Origin of the sequence: Caballeronia sp. GAWG1-5s-s (genome assembly GCF_023631445.1) — a bacterium.
Lineage (GTDB): Bacteria > Pseudomonadota > Gammaproteobacteria > Burkholderiales > Burkholderiaceae > Caballeronia.
In genome coordinates this window covers 43,790-67,425 of record NZ_JALQDC010000004.1, presented here as the reverse complement: position 1 = coordinate 67,425, position 23,636 = coordinate 43,790, and the positions used below count along the sequence as shown (strand labels likewise).

At 63.7% G+C, this 23,636-nt stretch carries 25 protein-coding genes and 2 tRNA genes; 7 read left to right on the top strand and 20 right to left on the bottom strand.

The genetic code is table 11. The features are described from left to right. The 4 genes from NCR34_RS06155 to NCR34_RS06140 are packed head-to-tail and all read right to left on the bottom strand — an operon-like array spanning window position 1 to window position 3,992. Entirely contained in the window at window positions 1–1,377 is a 1,377-nt protein-coding gene (locus NCR34_RS06155; protein ID WP_250499309.1) for a 3-carboxy-cis,cis-muconate cycloisomerase, read from the bottom strand. Between the two features lie 4 nt (window positions 1,378–1,381). After that, a complete protein-coding gene (gene pcaF, locus NCR34_RS06150; protein ID WP_250499308.1) occupies window positions 1,382–2,584 on the bottom strand; it encodes a 3-oxoadipyl-CoA thiolase in 1,203 nt (400 codons plus the stop codon). Window positions 2,585–2,621: 37 nt separating this feature from the next. Next, window positions 2,622–3,278 (bottom strand): 3-oxoacid CoA-transferase subunit B, encoded by a 657-nt coding sequence (locus NCR34_RS06145; protein WP_175940088.1) that lies wholly within the window; start codon window positions 3,276–3,278, stop codon window positions 2,622–2,624. Window positions 3,279–3,290: 12 nt separating this feature from the next. Continuing rightward, window positions 3,291–3,992: a 3-oxoacid CoA-transferase subunit A gene (locus NCR34_RS06140; RefSeq protein ID WP_250499307.1), complete on the bottom strand. Its 702-nt coding sequence runs from the start codon at window positions 3,990–3,992 to the stop codon at window positions 3,291–3,293. Between the two features lie 220 nt (window positions 3,993–4,212). Here NCR34_RS06140 and NCR34_RS06135 point away from each other — a divergent pair, with 220 nt between their 5' ends. From NCR34_RS06135 to NCR34_RS06110, 6 genes are all read left to right on the top strand, one after another. Beyond that, complete coding sequence (locus NCR34_RS06135) at window positions 4,213–5,031, top strand: IclR family transcriptional regulator (RefSeq protein ID WP_250499306.1); 819 nt, start codon at window positions 4,213–4,215, stop codon at window positions 5,029–5,031. A 21-nt stretch (window positions 5,032–5,052) separates the two neighbouring features. Continuing rightward, window positions 5,053–5,976 (top strand): LysR family transcriptional regulator, encoded by a 924-nt coding sequence (locus NCR34_RS06130; protein WP_175940085.1) that lies wholly within the window; start codon window positions 5,053–5,055, stop codon window positions 5,974–5,976. A gap of 43 nt (window positions 5,977–6,019) precedes the next feature. After that, window positions 6,020–6,910: a LysR family transcriptional regulator gene (locus NCR34_RS06125; RefSeq protein ID WP_250499305.1), complete on the top strand. Its 891-nt coding sequence runs from the start codon at window positions 6,020–6,022 to the stop codon at window positions 6,908–6,910. A gap of 103 nt (window positions 6,911–7,013) precedes the next feature. After that, complete coding sequence (locus tag NCR34_RS06120) at window positions 7,014–7,403, top strand: hypothetical protein (protein ID WP_250499304.1); 390 nt, start codon at window positions 7,014–7,016, stop codon at window positions 7,401–7,403. Between the two features lie 95 nt (window positions 7,404–7,498). Then, window positions 7,499–7,575: transfer RNA gene (locus NCR34_RS06115), tRNA-Pro, on the top strand. Between the two features lie 190 nt (window positions 7,576–7,765). Beyond that, a complete protein-coding gene (locus NCR34_RS06110) occupies window positions 7,766–8,089 on the top strand; it encodes a hypothetical protein (RefSeq protein WP_250499303.1) in 324 nt (107 codons plus the stop codon). A gap of 6 nt (window positions 8,090–8,095) precedes the next feature. On the opposite strand, the gene NCR34_RS06105 is transcribed toward NCR34_RS06110, so the two are convergent. The 15 genes from NCR34_RS06105 to NCR34_RS06035 all read right to left on the bottom strand — a co-directional run bounded on the left by NCR34_RS06105 (window position 8,096) and on the right by NCR34_RS06035 (window position 22,375). Further along, window positions 8,096–8,695, bottom strand: coding sequence for a short chain dehydrogenase (locus NCR34_RS06105; protein WP_250499302.1), 600 nt, complete (start codon window positions 8,693–8,695; stop codon window positions 8,096–8,098). 127 nt (window positions 8,696–8,822) lie between these two features. Then, window positions 8,823–9,206, bottom strand: coding sequence for a MerR family transcriptional regulator (locus tag NCR34_RS06100; RefSeq protein WP_250499301.1), 384 nt, complete (start codon window positions 9,204–9,206; stop codon window positions 8,823–8,825). 83 nt (window positions 9,207–9,289) lie between these two features. After that, window positions 9,290–9,697 carry an integration host factor subunit alpha gene (locus NCR34_RS06095; RefSeq protein ID WP_159835930.1) on the bottom strand — a complete coding sequence of 136 codons (408 nt, stop codon included), beginning with the start codon at window positions 9,695–9,697 and terminating at the stop codon, window positions 9,290–9,292. Window positions 9,698–9,744: 47 nt separating this feature from the next. Next, window positions 9,745–12,177 carry a phenylalanine--tRNA ligase subunit beta gene (gene pheT, locus NCR34_RS06090; RefSeq protein WP_250499300.1) on the bottom strand — a complete coding sequence of 811 codons (2,433 nt, stop codon included), beginning with the start codon at window positions 12,175–12,177 and terminating at the stop codon, window positions 9,745–9,747. Between the two features lie 77 nt (window positions 12,178–12,254). Further along, entirely contained in the window at window positions 12,255–13,268 is a 1,014-nt protein-coding gene (gene pheS, locus NCR34_RS06085; RefSeq protein WP_250499299.1) for a phenylalanine--tRNA ligase subunit alpha, read from the bottom strand. Window positions 13,269–13,474: 206 nt separating this feature from the next. Then, window positions 13,475–13,834 (bottom strand): 50S ribosomal protein L20, encoded by a 360-nt coding sequence (rplT, locus tag NCR34_RS06080; RefSeq protein WP_008350196.1) that lies wholly within the window; start codon window positions 13,832–13,834, stop codon window positions 13,475–13,477. Between the two features lie 25 nt (window positions 13,835–13,859). Further along, window positions 13,860–14,057, bottom strand: coding sequence for a 50S ribosomal protein L35 (gene rpmI / locus NCR34_RS06075; protein ID WP_004191477.1), 198 nt, complete (start codon window positions 14,055–14,057; stop codon window positions 13,860–13,862). 241 nt (window positions 14,058–14,298) lie between these two features. Then, window positions 14,299–14,826, bottom strand: a complete 528-nt coding sequence (gene infC / locus NCR34_RS06070; RefSeq protein ID WP_175940639.1) for a translation initiation factor IF-3 — start codon at window positions 14,824–14,826, stop codon at window positions 14,299–14,301. A 47-nt stretch (window positions 14,827–14,873) separates the two neighbouring features. Next, window positions 14,874–16,781, bottom strand: coding sequence for a threonine--tRNA ligase (gene thrS, locus NCR34_RS06065; protein ID WP_175940077.1), 1,908 nt, complete (start codon window positions 16,779–16,781; stop codon window positions 14,874–14,876). 302 nt (window positions 16,782–17,083) lie between these two features. Beyond that, window positions 17,084–17,160, bottom strand: a tRNA-Val gene (locus NCR34_RS06060). A gap of 117 nt (window positions 17,161–17,277) precedes the next feature. Further along, window positions 17,278–19,500, bottom strand: a complete 2,223-nt coding sequence (locus NCR34_RS06055) for a RelA/SpoT family protein (protein WP_250499298.1) — start codon at window positions 19,498–19,500, stop codon at window positions 17,278–17,280. A gap of 35 nt (window positions 19,501–19,535) precedes the next feature. Further along, window positions 19,536–19,889 (bottom strand): RidA family protein, encoded by a 354-nt coding sequence (locus NCR34_RS06050; protein WP_250499297.1) that lies wholly within the window; start codon window positions 19,887–19,889, stop codon window positions 19,536–19,538. 62 nt (window positions 19,890–19,951) lie between these two features. Continuing rightward, window positions 19,952–20,872, bottom strand: coding sequence for an alpha/beta fold hydrolase (locus NCR34_RS06045; RefSeq protein ID WP_250499296.1), 921 nt, complete (start codon window positions 20,870–20,872; stop codon window positions 19,952–19,954). A gap of 154 nt (window positions 20,873–21,026) precedes the next feature. Continuing rightward, a complete protein-coding gene (locus NCR34_RS06040) occupies window positions 21,027–21,668 on the bottom strand; it encodes a CoA transferase subunit B (protein WP_248321967.1) in 642 nt (213 codons plus the stop codon). Between the two features lie 2 nt (window positions 21,669–21,670). Beyond that, window positions 21,671–22,375: a CoA transferase subunit A gene (locus NCR34_RS06035; protein WP_206467987.1), complete on the bottom strand. Its 705-nt coding sequence runs from the start codon at window positions 22,373–22,375 to the stop codon at window positions 21,671–21,673. Window positions 22,376–22,563: 188 nt separating this feature from the next. Between NCR34_RS06035 and NCR34_RS06030 the strand changes: the two genes are divergently transcribed. After that, window positions 22,564–23,109 carry a LuxR C-terminal-related transcriptional regulator gene (locus NCR34_RS06030; RefSeq protein ID WP_175940071.1) on the top strand — a complete coding sequence of 182 codons (546 nt, stop codon included), beginning with the start codon at window positions 22,564–22,566 and terminating at the stop codon, window positions 23,107–23,109. A 10-nt stretch (window positions 23,110–23,119) separates the two neighbouring features. Here the strand turns inward: NCR34_RS06030 and NCR34_RS06025 are convergent, their stop codons facing one another. Next, window positions 23,120–23,590: an acyl-CoA thioesterase gene (locus tag NCR34_RS06025; RefSeq protein ID WP_250499295.1), complete on the bottom strand. Its 471-nt coding sequence runs from the start codon at window positions 23,588–23,590 to the stop codon at window positions 23,120–23,122. Between the last annotated feature and the right edge of the window lie 46 nt (window positions 23,591–23,636).

The window sequence follows — 23,636 nt, the reverse complement described above, 5'->3', positions numbered from 1 at the left end:
TTATTGCTCCGTATCTTGATCTTGATACTGGCGATGCTGCGCGAGCGCGGCATCGACGAACGCCTGAGCCTGACCGACGTAGTTCGCCGGATCGAGCAGTTCCTTCAGGCGTTCCCGCGAAAGGTGGGCGCTGACCGTTTCGTTCGCGGCGAGCACGTCGAAGAGCGATTGCCCGCTCGCGACCGCCGCCTTCGACGAGCCTTCGACGAGCTTGTGCGCGTCGAGCCGGCCGATGGCGTCGCCGAGCGCGAGCATCACGGCTTCGCCGAGCACGAGGCCGTTCGTCGCGTTCAGATTCGCCGCGAGCCGCCCGACGTTCACTTCGAGCCCCGGCACGATGTCTTTCACGTTGGCGAGCGCGCCCGCCGTCAGCCGCGCGAGGTCCGGCAACGCTTCCCACTCGGCTTGCCAGCCGCCGAGCGCGCGCTCGTGTTCCTGCACCATGCCGGCGAAGATCGTCGCGACGAGATTCGGGGCGCGCGTGGCCGCCGTGAGCACGGCCGCGCAGCCGACCGGGTTGCGCTTGTGCGGCATCGTCGACGAGCCGCCCTTGCCCGCCGCCGACGGCTCGGCCACTTCGCCGAGCTCCGTCTGCATCATGAGCGAAATGTCCCGCGCGATCTTGCCGAGCGTGCCCGTCAGCATGCCGAAGAACGACGCCGCTTCCGCGATCCGATCCCGCTGCGTGTGCCACGGCAGCGCGGGAAGCGCGAGGCGCAGGTCATCGGCGAGCGCGCGCGCCGTCGGCAGCGCCTTGTCGCGCAGGCTCGCGAGCGTGCCCGCCGCGCCGCCGAACTGGAGCACGAGCGCGCGTGCGCGTACATCGGCGAAACGCGCCCGATGACGTGTCACCGCGTCCAGCCATTGCGCGAACTTCAGGCCGAGCGTGATCGGCAGCGCTTGTTGCAGCCACGTGCGGCCGATCATCGGCGTCGCGCGATGCTTGTCCGCCTGATTCGCAAGCGCATTTGCGAGCGCTTGCAGATCAGCGTCGATGTGAGCGAGCGCCGCGCGCAATTGCAGCACGACGCCCGTGTCGATGATGTCCTGGCTCGTCGCGCCCCAATGCACGTACTTCGCGGCTTCGGCGTCGCGCGCCTTGACGACGGCGGTCAGTTGCTTGACGAGCGGAATCGCGAGATTGCCGCCCGCCGCCGCGCCCGACATGAGCGCGGCCGCGTCGATGTTGTCGGCGTCGCACGCGGCGACGATCGCATCGACGGCGCTCGCGGGAATCACGCCCGCTTTCGCCGACGCGCGCGCGAGCGCCGCTTCGACGTCGAGCATGGCCTGCACGGTGGCGCGCGGCGACCATACGGCGTTGGCCGCTTCGCTGCCGCAGATGAGGTCGGTCAGGCGTCCGGTGGAGTCGAACATGTCGTCAGATGCGTTCGATGACCATCGCGATGCCCTGCCCCACGCCGATGCACATGGTGCACAGCGCGAAACGGCCGCCGGAGCGTTCGAGCTGATACGTCGCCGCCGTGACGAGCCGCGCGCCGCTCGCGCCGAGCGGATGGCCGAGCGCGATCGCGCCGCCGTTCGGATTGACGCGGGGATCGTCGTCGCCGACGCCGAGCATGCGCAGCACCGCGAGGCCCTGCGAGGCGAACGCTTCGTTGAGCTCGATCACGTCCATCTGGTCGATGGTCATGCCAAGACGCGCGAGCAGCTTCTGCGACGCCGGGCCGGGCCCGATGCCCATCACGCGCGGCGGCACGCCAGCGGTCGCCATGCCGAGAATGCGCGCGCGCGGCGTGAGGCCGTGGCGCTTCGCGCTGTCTTCGTCGGCGATCAGAAGCGCGCAGGCGCCGTCGTTCACGCCCGACGCGTTGCCCGCCGTCACGCTGCCGTCCGGGCGCACGACGCCCTTGAGCTTCGCCAGCGCTTCGAGGCTCGTCTCACGCGGATGCTCGTCGCGATCGACGACGATCGCATCGCCCTTTTTCTGCGGGATCGTGACCGGCGTAATCTCCTGCGCGAGCGAGCCGTCCTTCTGCGCGCGCGCCGCCTTCTGCTGGCTGCGCAGCGCGAACGCGTCCTGATCTTCGCGGCTCACCTTGTAGTCGTCCGCGACGTTCTCGGCGGTTTCGGGCATCGAGTCGACGCCGTACTGCTTCTTCATCAGCGGATTGACGAAGCGCCAGCCGATGGTCGTATCGTAGATATCGGCCTGACGCGAGAACGCGCTCGTCGCCTTGCCCATGACGAACGGCGCGCGGCTCATGCTTTCGACGCCGCCCGCGACCAGCAACCCTGCCTCGCCCGACTTGATGGCGCGCGCCGCGATGCCGATGGCGTCCATGCCCGAACCGCACAGACGATTCACCGTGGAGCCCGGCACGCCGACCGGCAGGCCCGCGAGCAGCGCGGACATGCGCGCGACGTTGCGGTTGTCTTCGCCCGCCTGATTCGCGCAGCCGTAGATGACTTCCTCGACCGCTTCCCAGTCCACTTCCTTGTTGCGCTCCATCAGCGCGCGCAGCGGCACGGCGCCGAGATCGTCCGCGCGCACCGACGACAGCGAGCCGGCGTAGCGGCCGAACGGCGTGCGGATCGCGTCACATACGAATGCATCTTTCATCGCTTGCTCCAATTCTGTTTGTCTCTGCCTATGTCTCTCAGGCTGCCTCGGATACCGGCGTGTACTGAAGCGGCACGTTCGCCAGCTTCTGCAATTCCTCGAACGACAGACCGTCGACGATCTCGCGCACCGCGAAGCCATCGGGCGTCACGTCGAACACGGCGAGGTCCGTGTAGACGCGATCCACGCACTGCACGCCCGTCACCGGATACGAACACTCGGCCACGAGCTTGCTTTCGCCCTGCTTCGTCAGCAGTTCCATCATCACGTAGACCTGCTTTGCGCCGATGGCGAGGTCCATCGCGCCGCCGACGGCCGGAATCGCGTCGGGCGCGCCGGTGTGCCAGTTCGCCAGATCGCCTTTCGCCGACACCTGAAACGCGCCCAGCACGCAGAAGTCGAGATGTCCGCCGCGCATCATCGCGAACGAATCCGCGTGATGAAAGAACGCGCCGCCCGTGAGCAGCGTGACGTGCTGCTTGCCGGCGTTGATCAGTTCGTCGTCTTCTTCGCCTTTCGCCGGTGCCGGGCCCATGCCGAGCAGTCCGTTTTCGCTGTGCAGGAAGATTTCGCGGTCCGCCGCGAGATGGTTGGCGACGAGCGTCGGCACGCCGATGCCCAGATTCACATAAGCGCCTTCGGGAATGTCCGCGGCCACGCGCTTGGCCATTTCGTCACGAGTCAGTTTCTTCATGGCATTGATCCTTTATGCGGCCTCGGCGGCGAGTTCGGCGGCATGCACCGCTTGCGGCACTTCCACGACGCGCTGCACGAAGATGCCGGGCGTCACGATATTTTCCGGGTCGAGTTCGCCGAGCGGCACGACCTTCGAGACCTGCACGATGGCCGTCTTCGCGGCGCTCGCCATGATCGGCCCGAAGTTGCGCGCCGTCTTACGATAGACCAGATTGCCCCAGCGGTCGCCCTTGAACGCCTTCACGAGCGCGAAGTCCGCATGCAGCGGCGATTCCAGCACGTAATGCTTGCCGTCGATTTCGCGCGTTTCCTTGCCTTCCGCGAGTTTCGTGCCGTAGCCGGTCGGCGTGAAGAAGCCGCCGATGCCTGCTCCCGCCGCGCGAATGCGCTCCGCGAGATTGCCCTGCGGCACGAGTTCCAGTTCGATCTCGCCGGCGCGGTAGAGGGCGTCGAATACATGCGAATCCGTCTGCCGCGGGAACGAGCAGATGATCTTGCGCACGCGCTTTGCCTTCAGGAGCGCGGCGAGTCCGGTGTCGCCGTTGCCCGCGTTGTTGTTCACGATGGTCAGCTCGCGCGCGCCCTGTTCGATGAGCGCGTCGATCAGTTCGGACGGCATGCCCGCCGTGCCGAATCCGCCGATCATGATGGTCGCTCCGTCGTGAACATCCGCCACCGCGGACGCGAGCGATTCGAAAATCTTGTTGATCATTGCCGTTCTTCTCCGGTCCCGTCCGGCGCGCGCAGACACTGCGCGCTGCGTCGAACTTCGGGTTTACCTGCGCGTCGATGACGCTTGCGTGAGTATGTTCGATATGCGAACATCGATTCGTTTAGCGAACAACCGAATGGTAGTCCCGCGTTCGTTGCAGTGTCAACGAAACCCGCGCAATTCGCGGGTTTGTACGGAGCCAGAGCCGTCCGAGAACGTCATGAACAAGCTTCCAACGCCCTCTTTCGATACCGACGTGCAGGACGCGCCGTCGCGTCCCGGCGACGCCTACGTGCAGTCGTTCGCGCGCGGCCTGGCCGTGATTCGTTCGTTCGATGCGAGCCGCCCCGCGCAGACGCTCACCGATGTCGCCGCCGCCACGGGCCTCACGCGCGCCGGCGCGCGGCGCATTCTGCTCACGTTGCAGTCGCTCGGCTACGTGGAAGCGGACGGCCGGCTCTTTCAACTGACGCCGAAGATCCTCGATCTCGGCTTCGCCTATCTCACGTCGATGCCGTTCTGGAATCTGGCCGAGCCCGTCATGGAGGATCTCGTCGAGCAGGTTCACGAAAGCTGTTCGGCGGCCGTGCTGAACGGCGCGGAAATCGTCTATGTGCTGCGCGTGCCGACGCACAAGATCATCACGCAGAATCTGTCCATCGGCAGCCGTCTGCCCGCGTTCTGCACGTCGATGGGCCGCGTGCTGCTTTCGGCGCTCGACGACGCGCGGCTCGACGCGGTGCTCGACGCCAGCAACATCGTCGCGAGAACGCCGCATACGGTCACCGACCGCAATGCGTTGAAAGACGCGATCTCGCTGGTGCGCCGTCAGGGCTGGGCGATCGTCGATCAGGAACTGGAAGAAGGACTGATCTCGATGTCCGCGCCGATCCGCGACCGGCAAGGCCGCGTGATCGCGGCGCTCAACATCAGCGGCAACGCGCAGCGCAAGAACGCTAAGCAGATGGTGAAGGCGTTTCTCGACCCGCTACAAAGCGCGGCGCAACGCGTGTCTGAACTGGTCGCGCGACGCGGCTGACGGCAGCCTGCGCTTCACATCATGAACGACCTCGACCTGAACCTGATTCCGTTTCTCGTCGCCATCGAGGAAACGCGCAACGTGAGCCGCGCAGCCGAACGGCTCGGCGTGAGTCAGCCGCGCGTGTCGACGGCGCTCGGGCGGCTGCGCGAGTACTTTAACGATCCGCTCTTCGTGCGGACGTCGCGCGGCATGGAACCGACGCCGCGTGCGCTCGCGCTCGTGCCTGCGGCGCGCGAGGCGCTGAGCCGCATCGAGCGCGGGCTGCTGGACACGCAGCATTTCGATCCGTCTTCCAGCACCGACACGTTCGCGATCGCGCTCTCGGATGTCGGCGAGATCGTGTTTCTGCCGCGCCTGTTGCAGGCGTTCGCAAAAGAAGCGCCGCACGCGAATCTGCGCTCGGTGTCGGCATCGCACGGCGAAGTCGAGCGCGGGCTCGCGTCCGGCGACATCGATCTGGCCGTTGGCTACTTTCCCGACCTGCATGGCAACAACTTCTTTCAGCAGCGGCTTTTCTCGCATCGCTTCATCTGCCTGATGCGGCGCGATCATCCGTTTGCGAATGCGCCGCTCACGCTGGAACGCTTCGTCGAATGCGGTCACGCGGTGGTGCGCGCCGAAGGTCGCAGCCAGGAGATTCTTGAGAATTATCTGGACAAAGAGCGCGTGCGGCGGCGCGCGGTTCTGGAGACGCCGCACTTCATGAGCTTGCCGTTCATCCTGTCGCGCACCGATCTGATCGCGACGGTGCCGCATGCGATCGGCTTCGCGTATGTCGCCGAGCACGCGTCGATCACACTCGCGGAGCCGCCGCTCCCGTTGCCGCGCTTCGACCTGAAGCAGCACTGGCATCGCAAGTATCACAACGATCCGCGCACGACGTGGCTGCGCGGCGTCGTCGCTTCGCTCTTCAACGACGCGCTCGATGAATGGCCGAAGTGATCCGGCTAAGATCGCGCTTTCCCTTTCCCGCGGACTCTGAACGATGGATGCGCTCACCAGCCTGCGCGTGTTTCGCGAAGTGGTCGAAGCCGGCAGCTTCGTGAAGGCGGCCGAGCGCCTCGACATGTCGACGGCGATGACGAGCAAGCATGTCGCGAATCTCGAACGTCAACTCGGCGTGCGGCTGCTGAACCGCACGACACGGCACCTGAGCCTGACCGAAGCCGGCAGCGTGTATTACGAGCAGTCCCGCGAGGCGCTCGATATATTGCAGGCGGCCGAGGCGGCGGTCGGCGCACAGACCGCCGAGCCGAAGGGCGTGCTGAAGGTAACGGCGCCGGGCTGGTTCGCGAATCGCCGGTTCGCGGATCTGCTCGTCGCGTATCAGGCGCGTTATCCCGGCGTGCTGGTCGACTTGCGGCTGGAGAACCGCTTCGTCGATCTCGTCGAAGAAGGCTACGACATGGCGTTGCGCGCGACGTCGGAGCCTTCGCCCTCGCTGATCGTGCGGCCGCTGTGCACGATGCCGTTCGTGCTGGCTGGCTCGCGCGCTTATCTCGAACGTCACGGCGAGCCTCGCCATCCCGACGATCTTGCGCGGCATCGCATGGTCTTGCCGACATATACGAACATCGAGTCGGTCACGCTTTCCGGCCCGGACGGCGCTGTCACCGTCAAAAATCAAGCCGTGTTGAAAACAAACGACACTTCGATGGCGCTACAACTGGTGAAAGCCGGCATCGGCCTCGCATATTTTCCGCTGTGGATCGTCGAAGCGGAGCTGGAATCGGGCGCGCTCGTGCGCGTCTTGCCGAGCTACGCGGCCTTTGCGCCAGCCGTCTACGCGGTGTACACGAGCCGCAAGTACATGACGACGAAGGTGCGCACGTTCATCGACTTTCTCTCCGGGGCGCTGGCGGATCGGCCAAACTGATTAGGAATACTCTTATTCAAGCGAAACGGGGCTGCGTGTGAAGATCGCGCCCGGCGTCCGGTTGGCGGACTGCCGATCTCTTCAGCGCATGAGGCATCCGCACATGGACTTCCCCTGGGTTCCGTTGCTTTTCAATCTGTTACTGCTGGGCGCCGTGCTCTTCGCGTGCCGCACGGCCAACGCGGCGATCGGCAAACCGGTCTGGAACGGCGCGCTCATCTACTGCGTCTTTTGCGTGCTGGCCATGGTGCTCGACTTTACGCTGACGATGGTGTTCGCGTCCGCGGGCTTCCATGCACATACGCGGTACGAGGCCGTCGGTTCGCGCACGGCGTGGAGCGCGCGCGTGCTCGGTTATCTCGTTCCGTGCGCGGTGTCGCTGGTGCTTGCGCTGCGGTTCCGGCAGCGGCAACGGAGCGTCAAGCCGCGCGTCGGAGAGGAGAAGATGCCGGACATGGTGGATGCCGAAGCCACCTCGGTCGCAGCGTCGTAACGCAGGAGCGGCAGAAGTGGATTCTTCGACGTTTGCCGTAAAAATCGCCGAAGCAGTTCTACTATCCGTTTCGCTCTGATATACTTTCGCTCTTTCGGGGCGTAGCGCAGCCTGGTAGCGTACCTGCATGGGGTGCAGGTGGTCGGAGGTTCAAATCCTCTCGCCCCGACCAAAATTCAAAAGGCTCTCCGGCTTCTGGCCGGAGAGCCTTTTGTCTAATTCGGCTACGGTTTCCTAACTCAGCCAAGACGACGCTCCGCGCCGAGCGCGTGTCTCGAAACCGCTGCGGCGCGCGAGATTTCACTTGCGCAACAGCCACTTAAGCTCTAATGTTCGACTGACACATAAGGAGCGGCACCGCAATGCCTCTGTCCGCTTGCGCGCCTGTCGATCACAGGCGCGCCCAGCCCGATCACGTCCCATCCTCTTTGCGCAATGAGATCGCCAGAAGGTTCGATGCGCGAAGTGCTGCGCGCGTGGCGCGCTTCGGCCGCATCTATCCTGGCGGAAGCCGTTATGTCTGTGTCAGCGCGCCCGATACGATACGCGGCGGCTTCTACGCGCTCTACTTCTTTCACCACGGCGCGAACGACTGGCGCATTTACCCACCGCGCGGTATCGGGCCCAGCATCGTCTATTGGTCGGTCGCGGGATCGGAGAAAAGCGTCAAGGCCGCGCCGGGCTGACACTGCTCATCCCTTGGCGACGAGCAGCACTTCTCCGGTCATCGCTTCGTCAATCGTGCGCTTGTATGCCCGCGCCACATCGGCGGCCGGGATGCCGCCTGACGGGTCCTTGCCCATCGACTGAAGCGTCTCCGCGACCCATCCCGGACTCACCACGTTGACGCGCAGCTTGCCCTGCAACTCGAGCGCCGCCGCACGCGCGAATCCTTCGACGCCCGCGTTGACGATGCTGACCGCCGCGCTGCCGATCATCGGCTGTTGAGCGAGCGTGCCGCTGGTCAACGTGATGCAGCCGCCCTCGTCCACATGGCCGATCGCGCAGCGCACGAGGTTGACCTGTCCCATGAGCTTGTTGGCAAGACTGAACGCGAAGTCGTCGTCGGAAAGCGAGTCGAGCGGCGCGAACTTCGCCGTTCCGCCGACGCACAGCACCGCGCCCGCGTTGCCGACCTTCGAGTACATCGCCGCGATGCTTGCCTTGTCGGACAAATCCACGGCCACATCCGAGCCTTTGCGGCTGGCCGTTATCACATCGTGCTCGGGCGCCAGGATCCGCGCGATTTCCGTGCCCAGCAATCCCGTCGCGCCCACGATCAACACTCGCATAAAGCCTCCCTGAAGAGAACGAGAAAGACACGCGGGTATCGTACAGCCGCCCTGCGATGCACGCTCGATGCAAACGAAAAAGCCGCGATACGCGATCGCGGCTTTGTCGTATTCATGGCACCGGCGCTTACCCGCCGAGCAGATCGATCACCTGCATGATCTCCTTGCGAAGCTGGTCGACGTCGACGGACGGCTGCTGCGCCTCTCCGGCGCCGGACGACTCGGGGGACATGGCATCGTCGCCATTGGCGCGCCCTTGCGCGTCGAGCCGATTACGCGCGCCGTTGATCGTGAAGCCCTGCTCGTAAAGCAGTTCGCGAATCCGCCGGATCAGCAAGACTTCGTGATGCTGATAGTACCGGCGGTTGCCGCGCCGCTTGACCGGCCTGAGCTGCGTGAACTCCTGTTCCCAATAGCGCAGCACGTGCGGCTTGACACCGCACAACTCGCTGACTTCGCCAATCGTGAAATAACGCTTGGCCGGGATCGGAGGCAAGACGACTTTTTCCATCGTCGATCAACCATCGTGGTGAGTGATGTCGATGAAGCGCGGCGGTCGGACAGCGGGATGCGCCCTTCGGCGCGAGATACGCGTCAGCGAGTCAGACTCGTCTCCGCTCCCGTTTCGACCAGCGCCTTCAACTTCTGGCTAGCATGAAACGTGACGACCCGCCGCGCCGCGATGGGAATGGCTTCGCCAGTCTTCGGATTGCGTCCCGGACGCTGCGGCTTGTCGCGCAACTGGAAGTTGCCGAAGCCCGACAGCTTGACGCTGTCGCCGCTTTCGAGCGCGTCGCGGATGACCTCGAAAAACGCTTCGACCATGTCCTTCGCTTCGCGCTTGTTCAGACCGACGTGGTCGAACAGCATTTCCGCCAGTTCGGCTTTGGTGAGCGTCGGCGTGTCATTCGACAACGCGCCCGAAGTGGTGTTGTCTCGGGTCATGGCGCTACGCTGCGCCGAAAGAAGGGCTTCGAAATCACTCGAGTTCATTTGGTTCATATCGGTAAAACGGCAAATGCGATTGAGACGGAGGGGCCAACTGCAGGCTATCCGCGCAACCGCGCGCCGTGTACTCGAGCCAGGCGATCCACCAGCGTGTTGATGGCCGTGTCGACCGTTTCGTCCTGAAGCGTGCCGCCAGTATCTTGCAACGTTACACGGAAGGCAAGACTTTTCTCATGCGCTCCCAAACCGCCGGAAGTGTTTGATTTTGGACGGAATTCATCGAAAAGCACAACCCGCGTGACGTACTTGCAGGCGGGTTCCGAACGGGCGTTTTCGAGCTCGTCGAGAAGCGCCTGCACGGGCACGTTCTGATCCACGACGACGGCGATATCGCGGCGCACCGGCGGAAATTTCGACACTTCGGACGGCGTCGGCAGCGCGCGTTCCATGAGCGCCTCGGCATCGATTTCGAAAAGAATCGGCGCGTGCGGCAGGTCGTACTTCTGCATCCAGCGCGGATGCAGTTCGCCGATCCAGCCGACCGCGCGCCCAGCGACGTCGATGCGCGCGCTGCGTCCTGGATGCAGCGCCGGATGTTCGGCCTTGACGAAGCGCGGCACGACCGGCGCGAACAGCGCCTCGACGTCGCCCTTCACGTCGAAGAAGTCGACCTGACGCGACGCCACGCCCCACTGCTCTTCGAGCGCGGGACCATACGCGAGACCGCCGATGCGCTTCGGCTGCGCGAAGCCTTCCACGGTGAGTTCGCCCGCCTTCACCGATGCATCGCGCAAAAACACGCGCCCTGCTTCGAACACGCGGATGCGTTCCGCGCGGCGGTTCAGGTTGTAGCGCAGTACGTCGATCAGACTGCCGAAGAGCGTCGTGCGCATAACCGAGAGCTGGCTCGCGATCGGATTGATGAGCTTGATCGGATTCTCGTTGCCGGCGAAGTCCTTCTCCCACTCGGCATCCACGAAGCTGAAGTTGACCGTCTCCGAATAGTCGCGCGCGGCAACGGCATGACGCAGCACGTGAATCGAGCGGACCGTCTCGTTCGTGCGGCGCATCTCGCTCGCAGCCACGGGCGGACGCGCCGGGATCTTCTCGAAGCCGTAGATGCGCGCGACTTCCTCGATCAGATCCTCCTCGATCTCGATGTCGAAGCGATACGGCGGCGGCGTGACCTTGAAGGTGTCGCCGTCGCGCTCGAACGCGAGGTTCAGGCGCGTGAAAATCTGCGCGATCTCTTCCGCGCCGATCTCGACGCCGATGATGCGATGCGCGCGCTCGACGCGCATCGTCACCGGCCGACGCTCGGGCACGTTGAGGATCTGGTCGTCCACCGGACCGGCTTCGCCGCCGCAGATATCGAGAATCAGTTGCGAGATGCGCTCGATATGCTCGACGGTCGTCGAATAATCGACGCCCCGCTCGAAGCGATGCGCCGCATCCGTCGAGAAGTTGTACTTGCGCGCGCGGCCGCGGATGGCGTCGGGCCACCAGAACGCGGCTTCCAGATACATGTTCGTGGTATCGAGCGACACGGCCGTGCTGTCGCCGCCCATGATGCCCGCGAGACTTTCCACCTGACGATCGTCCGCGATCACGCCGACGGTTTCATCGAGCTCGACGGTGTTGCCGTTCAACAGCTTGAGCGATTCGCCCTTCTTGCCCCAGCGCACTTCGATGCCGCCGTGAATCTTGTCGAGATCGAACACGTGCGTCGGACGGCCGAGTTCGAGCATCACGTAGTTCGAAATATCGACGAGCGCGGAGATGCTGCGCTGGCCTGAGCGCTCGAGACGCTCGACCATCCATTGCGGCGTCTTCGCGCGTGCATTCACGCCGCGAATCACGCGGCCGGAGAAGCGGCCACACAAGTCCGGCGCCAGCACCTTGACCGGCAGTTTTTCGTAGAGCGTCGTCTTGACGGGCGGCATCTCGAGCGTCTTCAGCGGCGCGCCGGTGATGGCAGCCGTTTCGCGCGCGACGCCGAACACCGAGAGGCAATCCGCCTTGTTCGGCGTGAGCTTGATTTCGAAGACGGTGTCGTCCAGATTCAACGCTTCGCGAATATCCTCGCCGACCTTCGCGTCCGCCGGAAGAATCAGCAAACCGCTGTGGTCTTCGGACAGCTTCAGTTCGCGCGCCGAGCACAGCATGCCCTGGCTGTCGATGCCGCGCAGCTTCGTCGGCTTGATGGCGAACGGCTCGCCGCCCGCTTCGACCGGCGGCAACACCGCGCCGATCAATGCCACCGGCACTTTGATGCCCGGCGACACGTTCGGCGCGCCGCAGACGATGTTCAACTGCTCGCCCGTGCCGGCGTCGACCTGGCAGACGTTGAGCTTGTCGGCGTTCGGATGCTTCGCCACTTCCAGCACTTGCCCGACGACGATCTTCGCGGTCGGCGGCGCGACCGGGCGCAGGTCTTCGACTTCGAGACCGGCCATCGTCAGCGCGTGAGCGAGTTCGTCGGTCGAGAGCTTGGGATCGACGAAGCTACGGAGCCATGATTCGGGGAATTGCATGTGTGTCTACGTTCGAATGAGGTGGTGTCTCTCGCCCGATGCTTCTGCGCAAACCGGGCGTCGCGGGCTGTGCGGCTTCAGGCGAACTGGCGCAGGAAACGCAGATCGTTCTCGAAGAAGAGGCGCAAGTCCTGCACGCCGTAACGCAGCATGGTCAGACGCTCGAGGCCGCTGCCGAACGCGAAGCCGATATACCGCTCCGGGTCCAGGCCCATGTTGCGGATGACGGTCGGATGCACCTGGCCCGAGCCGGAGATTTCCAGCCATCTGCCCGCGTTCTTGCCGTGCTCGAACATCATGTCGATCTCGGCCGACGGCTCCGTGAACGGGAAATACGACGGGCGGAAGCGCACGAGAATGTCGTCGCGCTCGAAGAATTTCTTGAGGAAATCGGTGTAGACGCCCTTCAGGTCCGCGAAACTGATGTTCTCCTCGATCCACAGGCCTTCGACCTGATTGAACATCGGCGAATGCGTGGCGTCGCTGTCCACGCGATACGTGCGGCCCGGCACGATCACCTTGATCGGCGGCTTGTTCATGCGCGCGTAGCGCACCTGCATCGGGCTCGTGTGGGTGCGAAGCAGGAGCGGGCGTCCTTCGGCGTCCTTGCCATCGACGTAGAACGTGTCCTGCATCGAACGCGCCGGATGATTCTCCGGACTATTAAGCGCCGTGAAGTTGTACCAGTCGGTCTCGATCTCGGGACCATCGGCCACGTCGAAACCGATCGAGCCGAAAATCTGCTCGACGCGTTCCCACGTGCGCATCACCGGATGCAGCGTGCCCACGCCCGCGCCGCGCCCGGGAAGCGTGACGTCGATCGCTTCAGCGGCGAGCCGCTGGTTCAGCAGTGCATCGGCCAGCGCCTGACGGCGCGCGTTGAGCGCGGCCTCGACCTGCTGCTTCGCCTGATTGATGCGCGCGCCTTCGGTTTTCTTCGCTTCGGGATCGAGCTTGCCCAAGCCCTTCAGCAGTTCGGTCAGCGCGCCGGACTTGCCGAGAAAGCGGGCCTTCTCGTTTTCGAGCGTCGTGGCATCGGTGGCGTGTTCAAAGGCGCTTTTCGCGTCGGCGACAATCTGGTCCAGATCCATTGATCCCATCTTTTCAACGTCGAAAGTTCAGTCTGATTTACGGTTTTGCGCGTGACCTGGAAGCGAACAGAGCCAACAGGCCAGGTCATGCGCAAAACCGTCCGGCCAACAAAAACGGGGCTCGGTGAGAGCCCCGTTTTCTGCCTTCCCGCAACCGTCTACGACACGGCGGCGCTCAGGCAAACCACGCAGTACTAATTTCGCAATTAGGCTGCGACGGCGGCTTTCACCTGCTTGACGATCGCAGCAAAAGCAGCCTTGTCGAACACAGCCATGTCAGCCAGCACCTTGCGGTCGAGTTCGATCGAAGCCTTCTTCAGGCCGTTGATGAACACGCTGTAGGTCATGTCGTGCTGACGCACCGCCGCGTTGATACGCGTGATCCACAGCGCGCGGAACACACGCTTCTTATTGCGGCGATCGCGATAGGCGTATTGCCCAGCGCGCATGACCGCCTGCTTGGCGATGCGATAGACGTTATTGCGACGGCCGCGGTAACCCTTGGCCAGACGAATGATCTTCTTGTGACGGGCCCGTGCGGTAACCCCACGTTTTACTCGAGGCATGTTGCTCTCCTTAAGTTAGATGAGGTTAGGCGAACGGCAGCATTGCGCGGACGGAGTTCAGATCGGAATCATGAACGGCCGTGGCGCCACGCAGATGGCGTTTGTTCTTGGTGGTTTTCTTGGTAAGAATGTGGCGCTTGAAGGCCTGACCGCGCTTGACGGTACCGCCCGGACGCACCACGAAGCGCTTTGCAGCACTCTTCTTGGTCTTCATCTTCGGCATGAAACAACTCCAGTTTATTAGATGGTCATGGGTGTGCGGCTGATCTTCACGTACCGGCCAAGATCCCTTCCCGCCCTTCGAAACCCACGCGCCACTTGTATGCGGACGATCTCGTTGGTAGACCGCCGCTTTTCATGAACCGCGCCGCTGATCCGGCACGCTTCTGAAACCGCTGGCGATGCCGCGCTGACCGCCCTGTCTACAGACCGGGTGGCGCGCGATCCATCGCTTACTACTGTGCTTACTTCGCCTTCTTCTTCGGCGCCAGCACCATGATCATCTGGCGGCCTTCCATCTTCGGCATCTGCTCGACCTGGCCGACTTCGTCCAGATCCGCCTTCAGGCGTTCGAGCATGCGCATGCCGATTTCCTGGTGCGCCATTTCGCGCCCACGGAAACGCAACGTGATTTTCGTCTTGTCGCCGTCTTCGAGGAAGCGCGTGAGGTTGCGCAGCTTGACGTTGTAGTCACCGTCATCCGTGCCGGGGCGGAATTTGACTTCCTTCACCTGCACGATCTTCTGCTTCAGCTTTGCCTCGTGCTGCTTCTTCGCTTCCGAGTACTTGAACTTGCCGTAATCCATCAAACGGCAGACAGGCGGCGAGGCCTGCGGCGCGATTTCGACGAGATCCACGTCGAGCTGTTCCGATTGACGGAACGCCTCGGCCAGTTTCACGATTCCGAGCGGCTCGTTGTCCACTCCGACCAAGCGCACTTCCGGTGCAGTGATTTCACCGTTGATGCGATGTGACGACTTATCAGTAGCGATGTTACGTTTCCTCTAAAAATGAAAAAACTAGCCGCGCTGCGGGTGACTTACTTGAACGCCCGCACTTCCTGCTGCAGACGTTCGAGGAATGCGTCGACCGGCATGACGCCGAGATCGACACCGCCACGAGCACGCACGGCCACGGTTTGCGCTTCACGCTCCTTGTCCCCGACAACCAGCAAATACGGGACCTTTTGCAGCGTGTGCTCGCGTATTTTATAGCTAATCTTCTCGTTGCGCAAATCGGCCTCAACTCTAAGCCCTTGTTTTTGCAACGATTGGACGAGAGATGCCGCGTATTCGGCCTGACTTTCGGCAATATTCAGCACGACTGCCTGCACAGGCGCGAGCCACGGCGGCATCGCACCGGCATGGTGCTCGATCAGGATGCCGAGGAAACGCTCCATCGAACCCACGATCGCGCGGTGAAGCATCACGGGGCGGCGACGGCTGTTGTCCTCCGCGACGTACTCGGCGCCGAGACGCTCCGGGAGCACCATGTCGAGTTGCAGCGTGCCGCACTGCCAGGACCGGCCGAGCGCGTCCTTGATGTGATACTCGATCTTCGGACCGTAGAACGCGCCCTCGCCCGCCAGTTCTTCCCACTTGAGACCGCAAGCGGTCAGGGCTTCGCGCAGGCCCTGCTCCGCGCGGTCCCAGATCTCGTCGGTGCCCGCGCGCTGTTCCGGGCGCAGCGACAGCTTGATGTCGATGTGCTCGAAGCCAAAGTCCTTATACACGCTCATGGCGAGCGTGTTGAAGGCGATCGACTCGGCGATGAACTGGTCTTCGGTGCAGAAGATGTGCGCGTCGTCCTGAACGAAGCCCCGCACGCGCATGAGACCGTGCAGCGCGCCCGACGGCTCGTTGCGGTGGCAGGAGCCGAACTCCGCGTAGCGCAGCGGCAGATCGCGGTACGACCGCAGACCATGGTTGAACACCTGCACGTGGCCCGGGCAGTTCATCGGCTTGATCGCGTAGTCGCGCTTTTCCGATTCGGTCGTGAACATGTTTTCACGATAGTTCTGCCAGTGACCCGACGCTTCCCACAGCGAACGGTCCATGACCATCGGAGTCTTGATCTCCAGATAGCCGGCCTCGTTCACGCGACGGCGCATGTACTGCTCGACCTGTTGCCACAGCGACCAGCCCTTCGGATGCCAGAACACCATGCCGGGCGCCTCGTCCTGCAAGTGGAACAGGTCGAGTTGCTTGCCGAGCTTGCGATGGTCGCGCTTTTCCGCTTCCTCGAGCATGTGCAGGTACTGATCCTGATCTTCCTTCTTGGTCCAGGCGGTACCGTAAATGCGCTGCAATTGCTCGTTCTTCGAATCGCCGCGCCAGTACGCGCCCGCGACCTTCATCAGCTTGAAGACCTTGAGCTTGCCGGTGGACGGCACGTGCGGGCCACGGCACAGGTCGATGAAATTGCCGTGCGAGTAGAGGCGAATCTCGTCGGATTCCGGAATCGACGAGATGATTTCGGCCTTGTACTGCTCGCCGATGCTCTTGAAGTACTCGACCGCCTCGTCGCGCGAGACGACGCGGCGCGACACCGGCTCGTCCTTCTTCGCGATTTCCTGCATGCGCTTCTCGATCTTCTCGAGGTCTTCGGGCGTGAAAGGACGGCTGTACGAGAAGTCGTAGTAGAAGCCGTTGTCGATGACCGGCCCGATGGTCACCTGCGCTTCAGGGAACAGGTCCTTGACCGCGTAGGCGAGCAAGTGCGCCGTGGAATGACGAACGACGTCCACGCCTTCCGGATCTTTGTCGGTGACGATGGCGAGCGAAGAATCGTGGTCGATCACGAAGGACGTATCGACGAGCTCGCCGTTCAGCTTGCCGGCGAGCGCCGCCTTGGCGAGGCCCGCGCCGATCGATGCCGCGACTTCCGCGACGGTCACCGGGTGGTCGTATTGGCGGACCGACCCATCAGGCAAACGTACCGAAACCATTTCGTTCTCCAGGACGCCGGCGCACGCCGAGCGAGTTCGAATAAGCACTGGCCCGCGGTATCGAGAAACAGAAACCGAGGGACAAAAAAAATGCGGCCCCGCTTTCGAGGGGCCGCATTCACTTTTCACACATACCGCGAAACAAAAAGGGCAGAAGGCGAAAGAGGTCCTCGACTAGCGTCGCTCCGAATATGTTTCGGTCAACGTTCGAAGTGCCATTTCTTTATTCGCCTTTTGCGCCTTCGCGCTTCTTGCGGAGTGAAACTCCGTGAACCAATGATTCGCCGAAGTCTCGTTTTCGTTGGTAGGCTCGATTGGACTCGAACCAACGACCCCCACCATGTCAAGGTGGTGCTCTAACCAGCTGAGCTACGAGCCTGAAAGAAGTGAGATTATATGGAGCGTTTCGAATATTGGCAAGTGTTTCTGTACATGAATCGCGAAAATATTCGCCGATCCGTTCAAGTTTCCGCGCGATGAAACGCCAGGCGAACCGCTAGGCGCGCCGCGACGCGCGGATGACGCCCGGCACTTCGCCGAGCAACGTGCACGCGCGCTGGATCTGCGCCGCGTTCGACACCTCGACCGTGAACTGCATGAACGCGATGTTCCGCCGGCTTTGGCTCTTGACGCCGATCACGTTCATCTTCTCCCGCGCGAACACTTCGGAGATATCGCGCAGCAGCCCCTGCCGGTCCGCCGACTCCACCGCGAGATCCACCGGATAGACCGACGATCCGCGGCCGTTCATCACCTCGGCCGACCACGTCGTATGCAGCACGCGCTCGGGAGAGCGATGCGCCATGCGCTGGAACGTCGCGCAGTCGGTGCGGTGAATCGACATGCCTTTGCCGCGCGTGACGAAACCTGCGATCGGATCGGGCGGCGCCGGACGACAGCAGCGCGCGAGCTGCGTGAGCAACGCGTCGACGCCGACGACCAGCACGCCCGTCGACGCGCCATGCGCGACGCTTTGCCCGCTGCTGCGCTTTTCGAACTGCGCGGGCGCTTCCGGCTCCGGCTCGGGCGGCGGCGCGTCCGAGAGCGCCTGCTCGATGTTGCGAAGGCTGAACTCGTCCTTGGCGACGACCGCGTATAGCTCTTCCGGCGCCTTGAAGCCCAGCTTGGCCGCGAGCTGATCCAGATTGACCGACGTCTTGCCTTCGCGCTGCAACGTCTTTTCGACGATCGCGCGGCCTTGCGCGACGTTCTCGGCCGCGTCGATCGCGTTGAACCACGCGCGCACTTTCTGCCGCGCGCGCGGGCTGTGCAGATAGCCGAGTTGCGGATTGAGCCAGTCGCGCGACGGTCCGCCCTCCTTCACCGCGATGATCTCGACCGTCTGACCGTTCTGTAGCGGCGTGTTCAGCGGCACCATCGCGCCATCGACACGCGCGCCCCGACAGCGATGCCCGAGCTCGCTGTGCAGGTGATACGCGAAATCGACCGCCGTCGAACCGTGCGGCAGCGCGATCACGCGCGCCTGCGGCGTCAGCACGTAGATGTGGTCGTCGTCGAGCGTGGCGTCGCGCAGATGCTGCCAGCCGGGACGATCACCCTCTACGTCGTCTTTCCACGCGAGAAGCTGACGCAGCCAGGCGATCTTTTCGTCGTACTTCTCGCTTGCCATGGCCTGGCCCGCGTAGCCGCGCGCCCCGGCCTCCTTGTAACGCCAGTGCGCCGCCACGCCGTACTCGGCGAACTGATGCATCTCGTGCGTGCGGATCTGCACTTCGAATGCGCGTCCGTCGTCGCCGACGACCACCGTATGCAGCGATTTGTAGCCGTTCGGCTTCGGCCGCGAGATGTAATCGTCGAATTCGCGCGGCACCGGCTGCCACAGGTTATGCACGATGCCGAGCACCGTGTAGCAATCCTTGATATCGCCGACGATCACGCGGAACGCGCGCACGTCGTTGAGTTCCGAGAAGTCGAGATGCTTGCCGCGCATCTTCTTCCAGATGCTGTAGATGTGCTTGGGCCGGCCGCTCACTTCGGCCTTGATGTGCGCGGTGTCCAATTCCTTTTGCAGCCGCGCGATCGCCTCGGTCACATACGATTCGCGCTCGATGCGCTTTTCGTCGAGCAGCTTGGCGATGCGCTTATAGGTGACCGGGTCTTCGAAGCGAAACGACAGGTCTTCGAGTTCCCACTTCAGTTGCCAGATGCCGAGACGGTTGGAGAGCGGCGCGTAGATGTCGAGCGTCTCACGCGGCACCTCGGGGGGCGGCTCGGTCTTGTTCGCGGCGTGGTAGCGCAGCGTCTGCAGGCGCGAAGCGAGCCGGATCAGCACCACGCGAATATCCTGCGCGAACGCGAGCAGCATCTTGCGCAGCGATTCGACCTGCGCGCGGCGCGCCGCCTGCGCGTCGCGCGTGTTGTCGGGCAACGCGGCGAGCGTCGCACGGGAACTGACCGAGCCGAGGCGCAAGAGCTTGCGCACGTCGCTCACGAGCCGCTGCACTTCCGGGCCGAAGCGTTCGGCGATCAACGTCTCGGGATGGTCGAGATGCGGCGCAAGGGCGAACAACGCGGCGGCGGCGACCGCATGCGGGTCGACGTTGAGCGTCTGCATGATGCGCGCGGTGCCCGCCGCGTGGTCCGCCAGCAATTCGCCCGTCGAGAGCCGCGCGTCCTTCGCGTGCTCGCGCACGAACGCGAGCGCGTCGTCGAACGACGGCTCGGGCAGCGTGTCAGCGGGGACGGTGCTCTCGGTCATACGGTAAAGCCACGACGGTCGTGCTGCTCGCCGGTTCAGCTACGCTGCGCCGCCACCACGACGACTTCGACGAGGCAAGCCGGATTCGCGAGCTTCGCCTCGACGGTGGCGCGCGGCGGCGTGTGGCCCGGCGCGACCCACGCGTCCCACACGGCGTTCATGCCGGCGAAGTGCACCATGTCCGAGATGAAGATCTGCACGGACAACAGGTGCGATTTGTCGCTGTTCGCCTCTTCGAGCAGACGGTCGATGTGGCCCAGCACTTCGCGCGTCTGGCCGGTGATGTCTTGCTCCGTGTCCTCCGCGATCTGGCCTGCGAGGTACACCGTGCCGTTATGAATGGCGATCTCGGAAAGGCGCGCGCCGACGTGATGACGAGTAACTGCCATGGGTTATCCAGTCCTGTGATGAGTTCAAAAACGAGACAGAGCGTCACGCGCTCAGCCCGATATTATGCCCCGCGGGCCTCGTTTTCGAGAAAGAAGCGCCGCGCGACGGCGATCTGTTCGCTGTCGAGAAACGCGGGCGCATGGCCGGCGTTGGGCACTTCCACGCTCGATACCGCCTGCCCCTTCTCGACCATCAGCGCGACCGTCTCGCGCGACAGCAGGTCCGAGCTTTCGCCGCGCACGACGAGCACCGGCGTCGCGATCGACGCGAACGAATGCCACAAGAACGCTTCGCCTGCGGCGTTCTGTTCGTCCGTGGCCTTGGAAAAAGGCGCGGCGATGCCCGGGTCGTAGCGGAACGTCCACGCGCCGTCGCGCTCATGCAGAAGCGGCGCGTTGATGCTCGCCCACTCCTCGTCCGTGAGCGGCCCGAAGGACGCCGCGAGCGCCGCCGCCTGCCGGATGCCTTCATCGAGCGATGCAAAACGCGCGGGCTTGCCGAGGTAGCTGCGAATACGCTCGAGCGCCACCGGCTCGATATGCGGCCCGACATCGTTCAGGAGCAGCTTGCGGATCGGCGTGTTTTTCAACCCGCCGAGCACCATGCCGATCAGCCCGCCCATCGACGTGCCGAACCAGTCGACCGTTTCCACATTGAGCCGCGCGATCAGCGTGACCATGTCGGCGACATACTGCGCGAGACCGTAGTAACGCGAATCGGCGAGCCAGTCCGAGAGGCCGCGGCCGACCACGTCCGGACACACCACGCGATACTCGCTTGCGAAAGCCTGCGCGACCTTGTCGAAGTCGCGGCCGGACCGCGTCAGCCCGTGCACGCACAGCAGCACGCGTGGATTGGCGGGATCGCCCCATTCGGTGTAAGCCATGCGATGCAGCCCCGCCGGACTCGCGCACTGCACGAAACGCTGGCGCGGCGCGGTGAGCGTGGAATGTGAAGCTTCGACGACGATGGATGCGCTCATGGAGATTCCTCGTGGAAGATGTCCGATCGATTCTAAAGCGTCCGGCGCACGGCCGAGCGTCGTTAGCCAAACGGACGATGCCTTGCGCGCCCCAAAAGCAAAGCGGGCGAAGCCTTCCGCCCCGCCCGCTTTCGGACCGCGTTCTCTTGCGAACTTACTGCACGCTGCTGACGTCGAGCGGCGCGCCGGTCTTGCGCTGAATCTCTTCGACGGTCACGCCGTCGGCGAGTTCGACGAGCTTGAGGCCGCTATCGGTCACGTCGATCACGCCGAGATCCGTGATGATGCGATCCACGACGCCCACGCCGGTAAGCGGCAGCGTGCACTCTTCGAGAATCTTGTGCTGGTCGCCCTTCGCCACGTGTTCCATCAGCACGACGACGCGCTTCACGCCCGCGACGAGGTCCATCGCGCCGCCCATGCCCTTGATCATCTTGCCGGGAATCATCCAGTTGGCGAGATCGCCCTTCTTGCTGATCTGCATCGCGCCGAGAATGGCGAGGTTGATGTGGCCGCCGCGAATCATCGCGAACGAATCCGCCGACGAAAAGATCGACGAACCCGGCAGCGTCGTCACCGTCTGCTTGCCCGCGTTGATGAGATCGGCGTCGACTTCTTCCTCGGTCGGCGACGGCCCGATGCCGAGCAGCCCGTTCTCCGATTGCAGCCACACTTCGACGCCCGGCGGCACGTGATTCGCGACGAGCGTCGGCAAGCCGATGCCCAGGTTCACGTAGAAGCCGTCCTGCAATTCCTTCGCCGCACGCGCGGCCATCTGGTCACGAGTCCAAGCCATGGTCATTCTCCTTTCGCGCGGACGATGCGTTGTTCGATGCGCTTTTCCGGATGCGCATTCAGGACGAGCCGTTGCACGAAAATGCCCGGCGTGTGGATCGCGTCCGGATCGAGCTCGCCGACTTCCACGATCTCTTCCACTTCCGCGACCGTGATCTTGCCGGCCATCGCGCACATCGGGTTGAAGTTGCGCGCCGTGCGGCGATAGATCAGATTGCCCGACTTGTCGGCTTTCCACGCCTTGACGAGCCCGACGTCCGCCGTCAGCGAATGCTCCAGCACGTAGTGGTTCTCGCCGAACTGGCGCGTTTCCTTGCCTTCCGCGATGATCGTGCCGTAGCCGGTATTCGTGAAGAACGCCGGAATGCCCGCGCCGCCCGCGCGCAGCTTTTCGGCGAGCGTGCCCTGCGGCGTGAATTCGAGTTCGAGTTCGCCGGCCAGATATTGCCGCTCGAATTCCTTGTTCTCGCCCACGTAGGACGAAATCATCTTCTTGATCTGGCGCGTCTCCAGCAGCAGGCCGAGACCGAAGCCGTCGACGCCCGCGTTGTTGCTGATGCACGTGATGCCCTTCACGCCCGAATCGCGCAGCGCGGCGATCAGCGCCTCCGGAATGCCGCACAAGCCGAATCCGCCGACGGCGAACGTCTGCCCGTCCTTGACGATGTCATCGAGCGCCGCTTTCGCGCTGGGATAGACCTTGTTCATCTGTTTGTCCCTTCCATGTTGAACCCGACTAAAGAACCGGTTTTAGCGCCGCCAGGCAGCGCGCGGCGGCGTTTTCATCTGGCCGAAAGGGTACGCTGCGCGATCCATCCTGCACAATACGCAAAAATACATAAGTCATTGCCCGCGCCCGTCGTTGCTTGCGACGCCGGCCGGGCGCCGGAATCGACATGCGTGAACTGGACTATCAAACCGCGTTTCATCTCGCGCCCGTCGGGCTGGTGTTGTCGCGAGAGCGCACCATCGAAGACTGCAACGAGGAGGTCTGCGCGATTTTCGGCGCGACCCGCGAGACGCTCATCGGCTGCTCGTTCGAGGTGCTCTATCCGACGCCGGACGAATTCGCGCGCATCGGGGAGCGCATCGCGGCGCATATCAGCGGCCGCGGCACGTACAGCGACGACCGCATAATGAAACGCGCGAACGGCGAACTCTTCTGGTGCCACGTGACCGGCCGCGCGCTCGACCGCGCCGCGCCGCATGCGGCGGGCGTCTGGACGTTCGAGGACCTGAGCGCGACGCGGCGCGTCGCCATCGAACTGACGCCGCGCGAACGCGAGATCGCCGCGCAACTCGTCACGGGCAAAACGAGCAAGCAGATCGGCCGCGTGCTCGATATCAGCCCGCGCACGGTGGATATCTACCGCGCGCGGCTCATGCGCAAATACGACACGGGCAACGCAACGGAGCTTCTGCAGCGGCTGCTCGGCAACTGAGCTTAGGCGATCAGGACGCGACCGGCGCGGCCGTTTCGATCAACTGACGCAGTAGATCGGGAATCGGCACCGACTTGCCCGCCGCGTAGTCCACCCACACGACCTTCGCCGCGCCCCGCGCGTACAGCGTGCCCGGCGCGTCAGCGCGATACAGCTCGAAGCGCGTATCGAAACTGCTGCGTCCCGGCTTGCCGACCGACATGCGCGCGATCACGTCGCCGGGATAGTGCAGTTGCTTCAGGAACTCCATCGACGCATTCACGATGACGGGCCCCTGGCCCTCGCCGTTGGCGCCCGCCGCGCCGATCTGCTCGAACCACGAGATGCGGACCTGCTCCATGTAGCGGAAATAGACCGTGTTGTTGACGTGCCCGAAGGCGTCCATGTCGCCCCAGCGGATGGGCATGGACATTTCGAAGACCGTGTGAAATTCGGGGTCTGCGTTCGTGGGCGCGTTCGTGGGCGTATTGGTGTTGCTCATTCAACCTTCCAGTGTCTGAAAACAGCGCACCGCACGGCGTTTGCCC

Excerpts from the sequence above, each read along its gene's own strand:
- pcaF (WP_250499308.1), bottom strand. The coding sequence starts at position 2,584 with ATGAAAGATGCATTCGTATGTGACGCGATCCGCACGCCGTTCGGCCGC.
- rplT (WP_008350196.1), bottom strand. The coding sequence starts at position 13,834 with ATGCCTCGAGTAAAACGTGGGGTTACCGCACGGGCCCGTCACAAGAAG.
- NCR34_RS06120 (WP_250499304.1), top strand. The coding sequence starts at position 7,014 with ATGGACTTCCCCTGGGTTCCGTTGCTTTTCAATCTGTTACTGCTGGGC.
- thrS (WP_175940077.1), bottom strand. The coding sequence starts at position 16,781 with ATGGTTTCGGTACGTTTGCCTGATGGGTCGGTCCGCCAATACGACCAC.
- NCR34_RS06135 (WP_250499306.1), top strand. The coding sequence starts at position 4,213 with ATGAACAAGCTTCCAACGCCCTCTTTCGATACCGACGTGCAGGACGCG.
- NCR34_RS06045 (WP_250499296.1), bottom strand. The coding sequence starts at position 20,872 with ATGAGCGCATCCATCGTCGTCGAAGCTTCACATTCCACGCTCACCGCG.
- pheS (WP_250499299.1), bottom strand. The coding sequence starts at position 13,268 with ATGGATCTGGACCAGATTGTCGCCGACGCGAAAAGCGCCTTTGAACAC.
- NCR34_RS06155 (WP_250499309.1), bottom strand. The coding sequence starts at position 1,377 with ATGTTCGACTCCACCGGACGCCTGACCGACCTCATCTGCGGCAGCGAA.
- NCR34_RS06130 (WP_175940085.1), top strand. The coding sequence starts at position 5,053 with ATGAACGACCTCGACCTGAACCTGATTCCGTTTCTCGTCGCCATCGAG.
- NCR34_RS06125 (WP_250499305.1), top strand. The coding sequence starts at position 6,020 with ATGGATGCGCTCACCAGCCTGCGCGTGTTTCGCGAAGTGGTCGAAGCC.
- NCR34_RS06025 (WP_250499295.1), bottom strand. The coding sequence starts at position 23,590 with ATGAGCAACACCAATACGCCCACGAACGCGCCCACGAACGCAGACCCC.
- NCR34_RS06110 (WP_250499303.1), top strand. The coding sequence starts at position 7,766 with ATGCCTCTGTCCGCTTGCGCGCCTGTCGATCACAGGCGCGCCCAGCCC.
- NCR34_RS06100 (WP_250499301.1), bottom strand. The coding sequence starts at position 9,206 with ATGGAAAAAGTCGTCTTGCCTCCGATCCCGGCCAAGCGTTATTTCACG.
- NCR34_RS06030 (WP_175940071.1), top strand. The coding sequence starts at position 22,564 with ATGCGTGAACTGGACTATCAAACCGCGTTTCATCTCGCGCCCGTCGGG.
- NCR34_RS06140 (WP_250499307.1), bottom strand. The coding sequence starts at position 3,992 with ATGATCAACAAGATTTTCGAATCGCTCGCGTCCGCGGTGGCGGATGTT.
- NCR34_RS06050 (WP_250499297.1), bottom strand. The coding sequence starts at position 19,889 with ATGGCAGTTACTCGTCATCACGTCGGCGCGCGCCTTTCCGAGATCGCC.
- NCR34_RS06105 (WP_250499302.1), bottom strand. The coding sequence starts at position 8,695 with ATGCGAGTGTTGATCGTGGGCGCGACGGGATTGCTGGGCACGGAAATC.
- NCR34_RS06055 (WP_250499298.1), bottom strand. The coding sequence starts at position 19,500 with ATGACCGAGAGCACCGTCCCCGCTGACACGCTGCCCGAGCCGTCGTTC.
- rpmI (WP_004191477.1), bottom strand. The coding sequence starts at position 14,057 with ATGCCGAAGATGAAGACCAAGAAGAGTGCTGCAAAGCGCTTCGTGGTG.
- pheT (WP_250499300.1), bottom strand. The coding sequence starts at position 12,177 with ATGCAATTCCCCGAATCATGGCTCCGTAGCTTCGTCGATCCCAAGCTC.
- NCR34_RS06035 (WP_206467987.1), bottom strand. The coding sequence starts at position 22,375 with ATGAACAAGGTCTATCCCAGCGCGAAAGCGGCGCTCGATGACATCGTC.
- NCR34_RS06095 (WP_159835930.1), bottom strand. The coding sequence starts at position 9,697 with ATGAACCAAATGAACTCGAGTGATTTCGAAGCCCTTCTTTCGGCGCAG.
- NCR34_RS06145 (WP_175940088.1), bottom strand. The coding sequence starts at position 3,278 with ATGAAGAAACTGACTCGTGACGAAATGGCCAAGCGCGTGGCCGCGGAC.
- NCR34_RS06040 (WP_248321967.1), bottom strand. The coding sequence starts at position 21,668 with ATGGCTTGGACTCGTGACCAGATGGCCGCGCGTGCGGCGAAGGAATTG.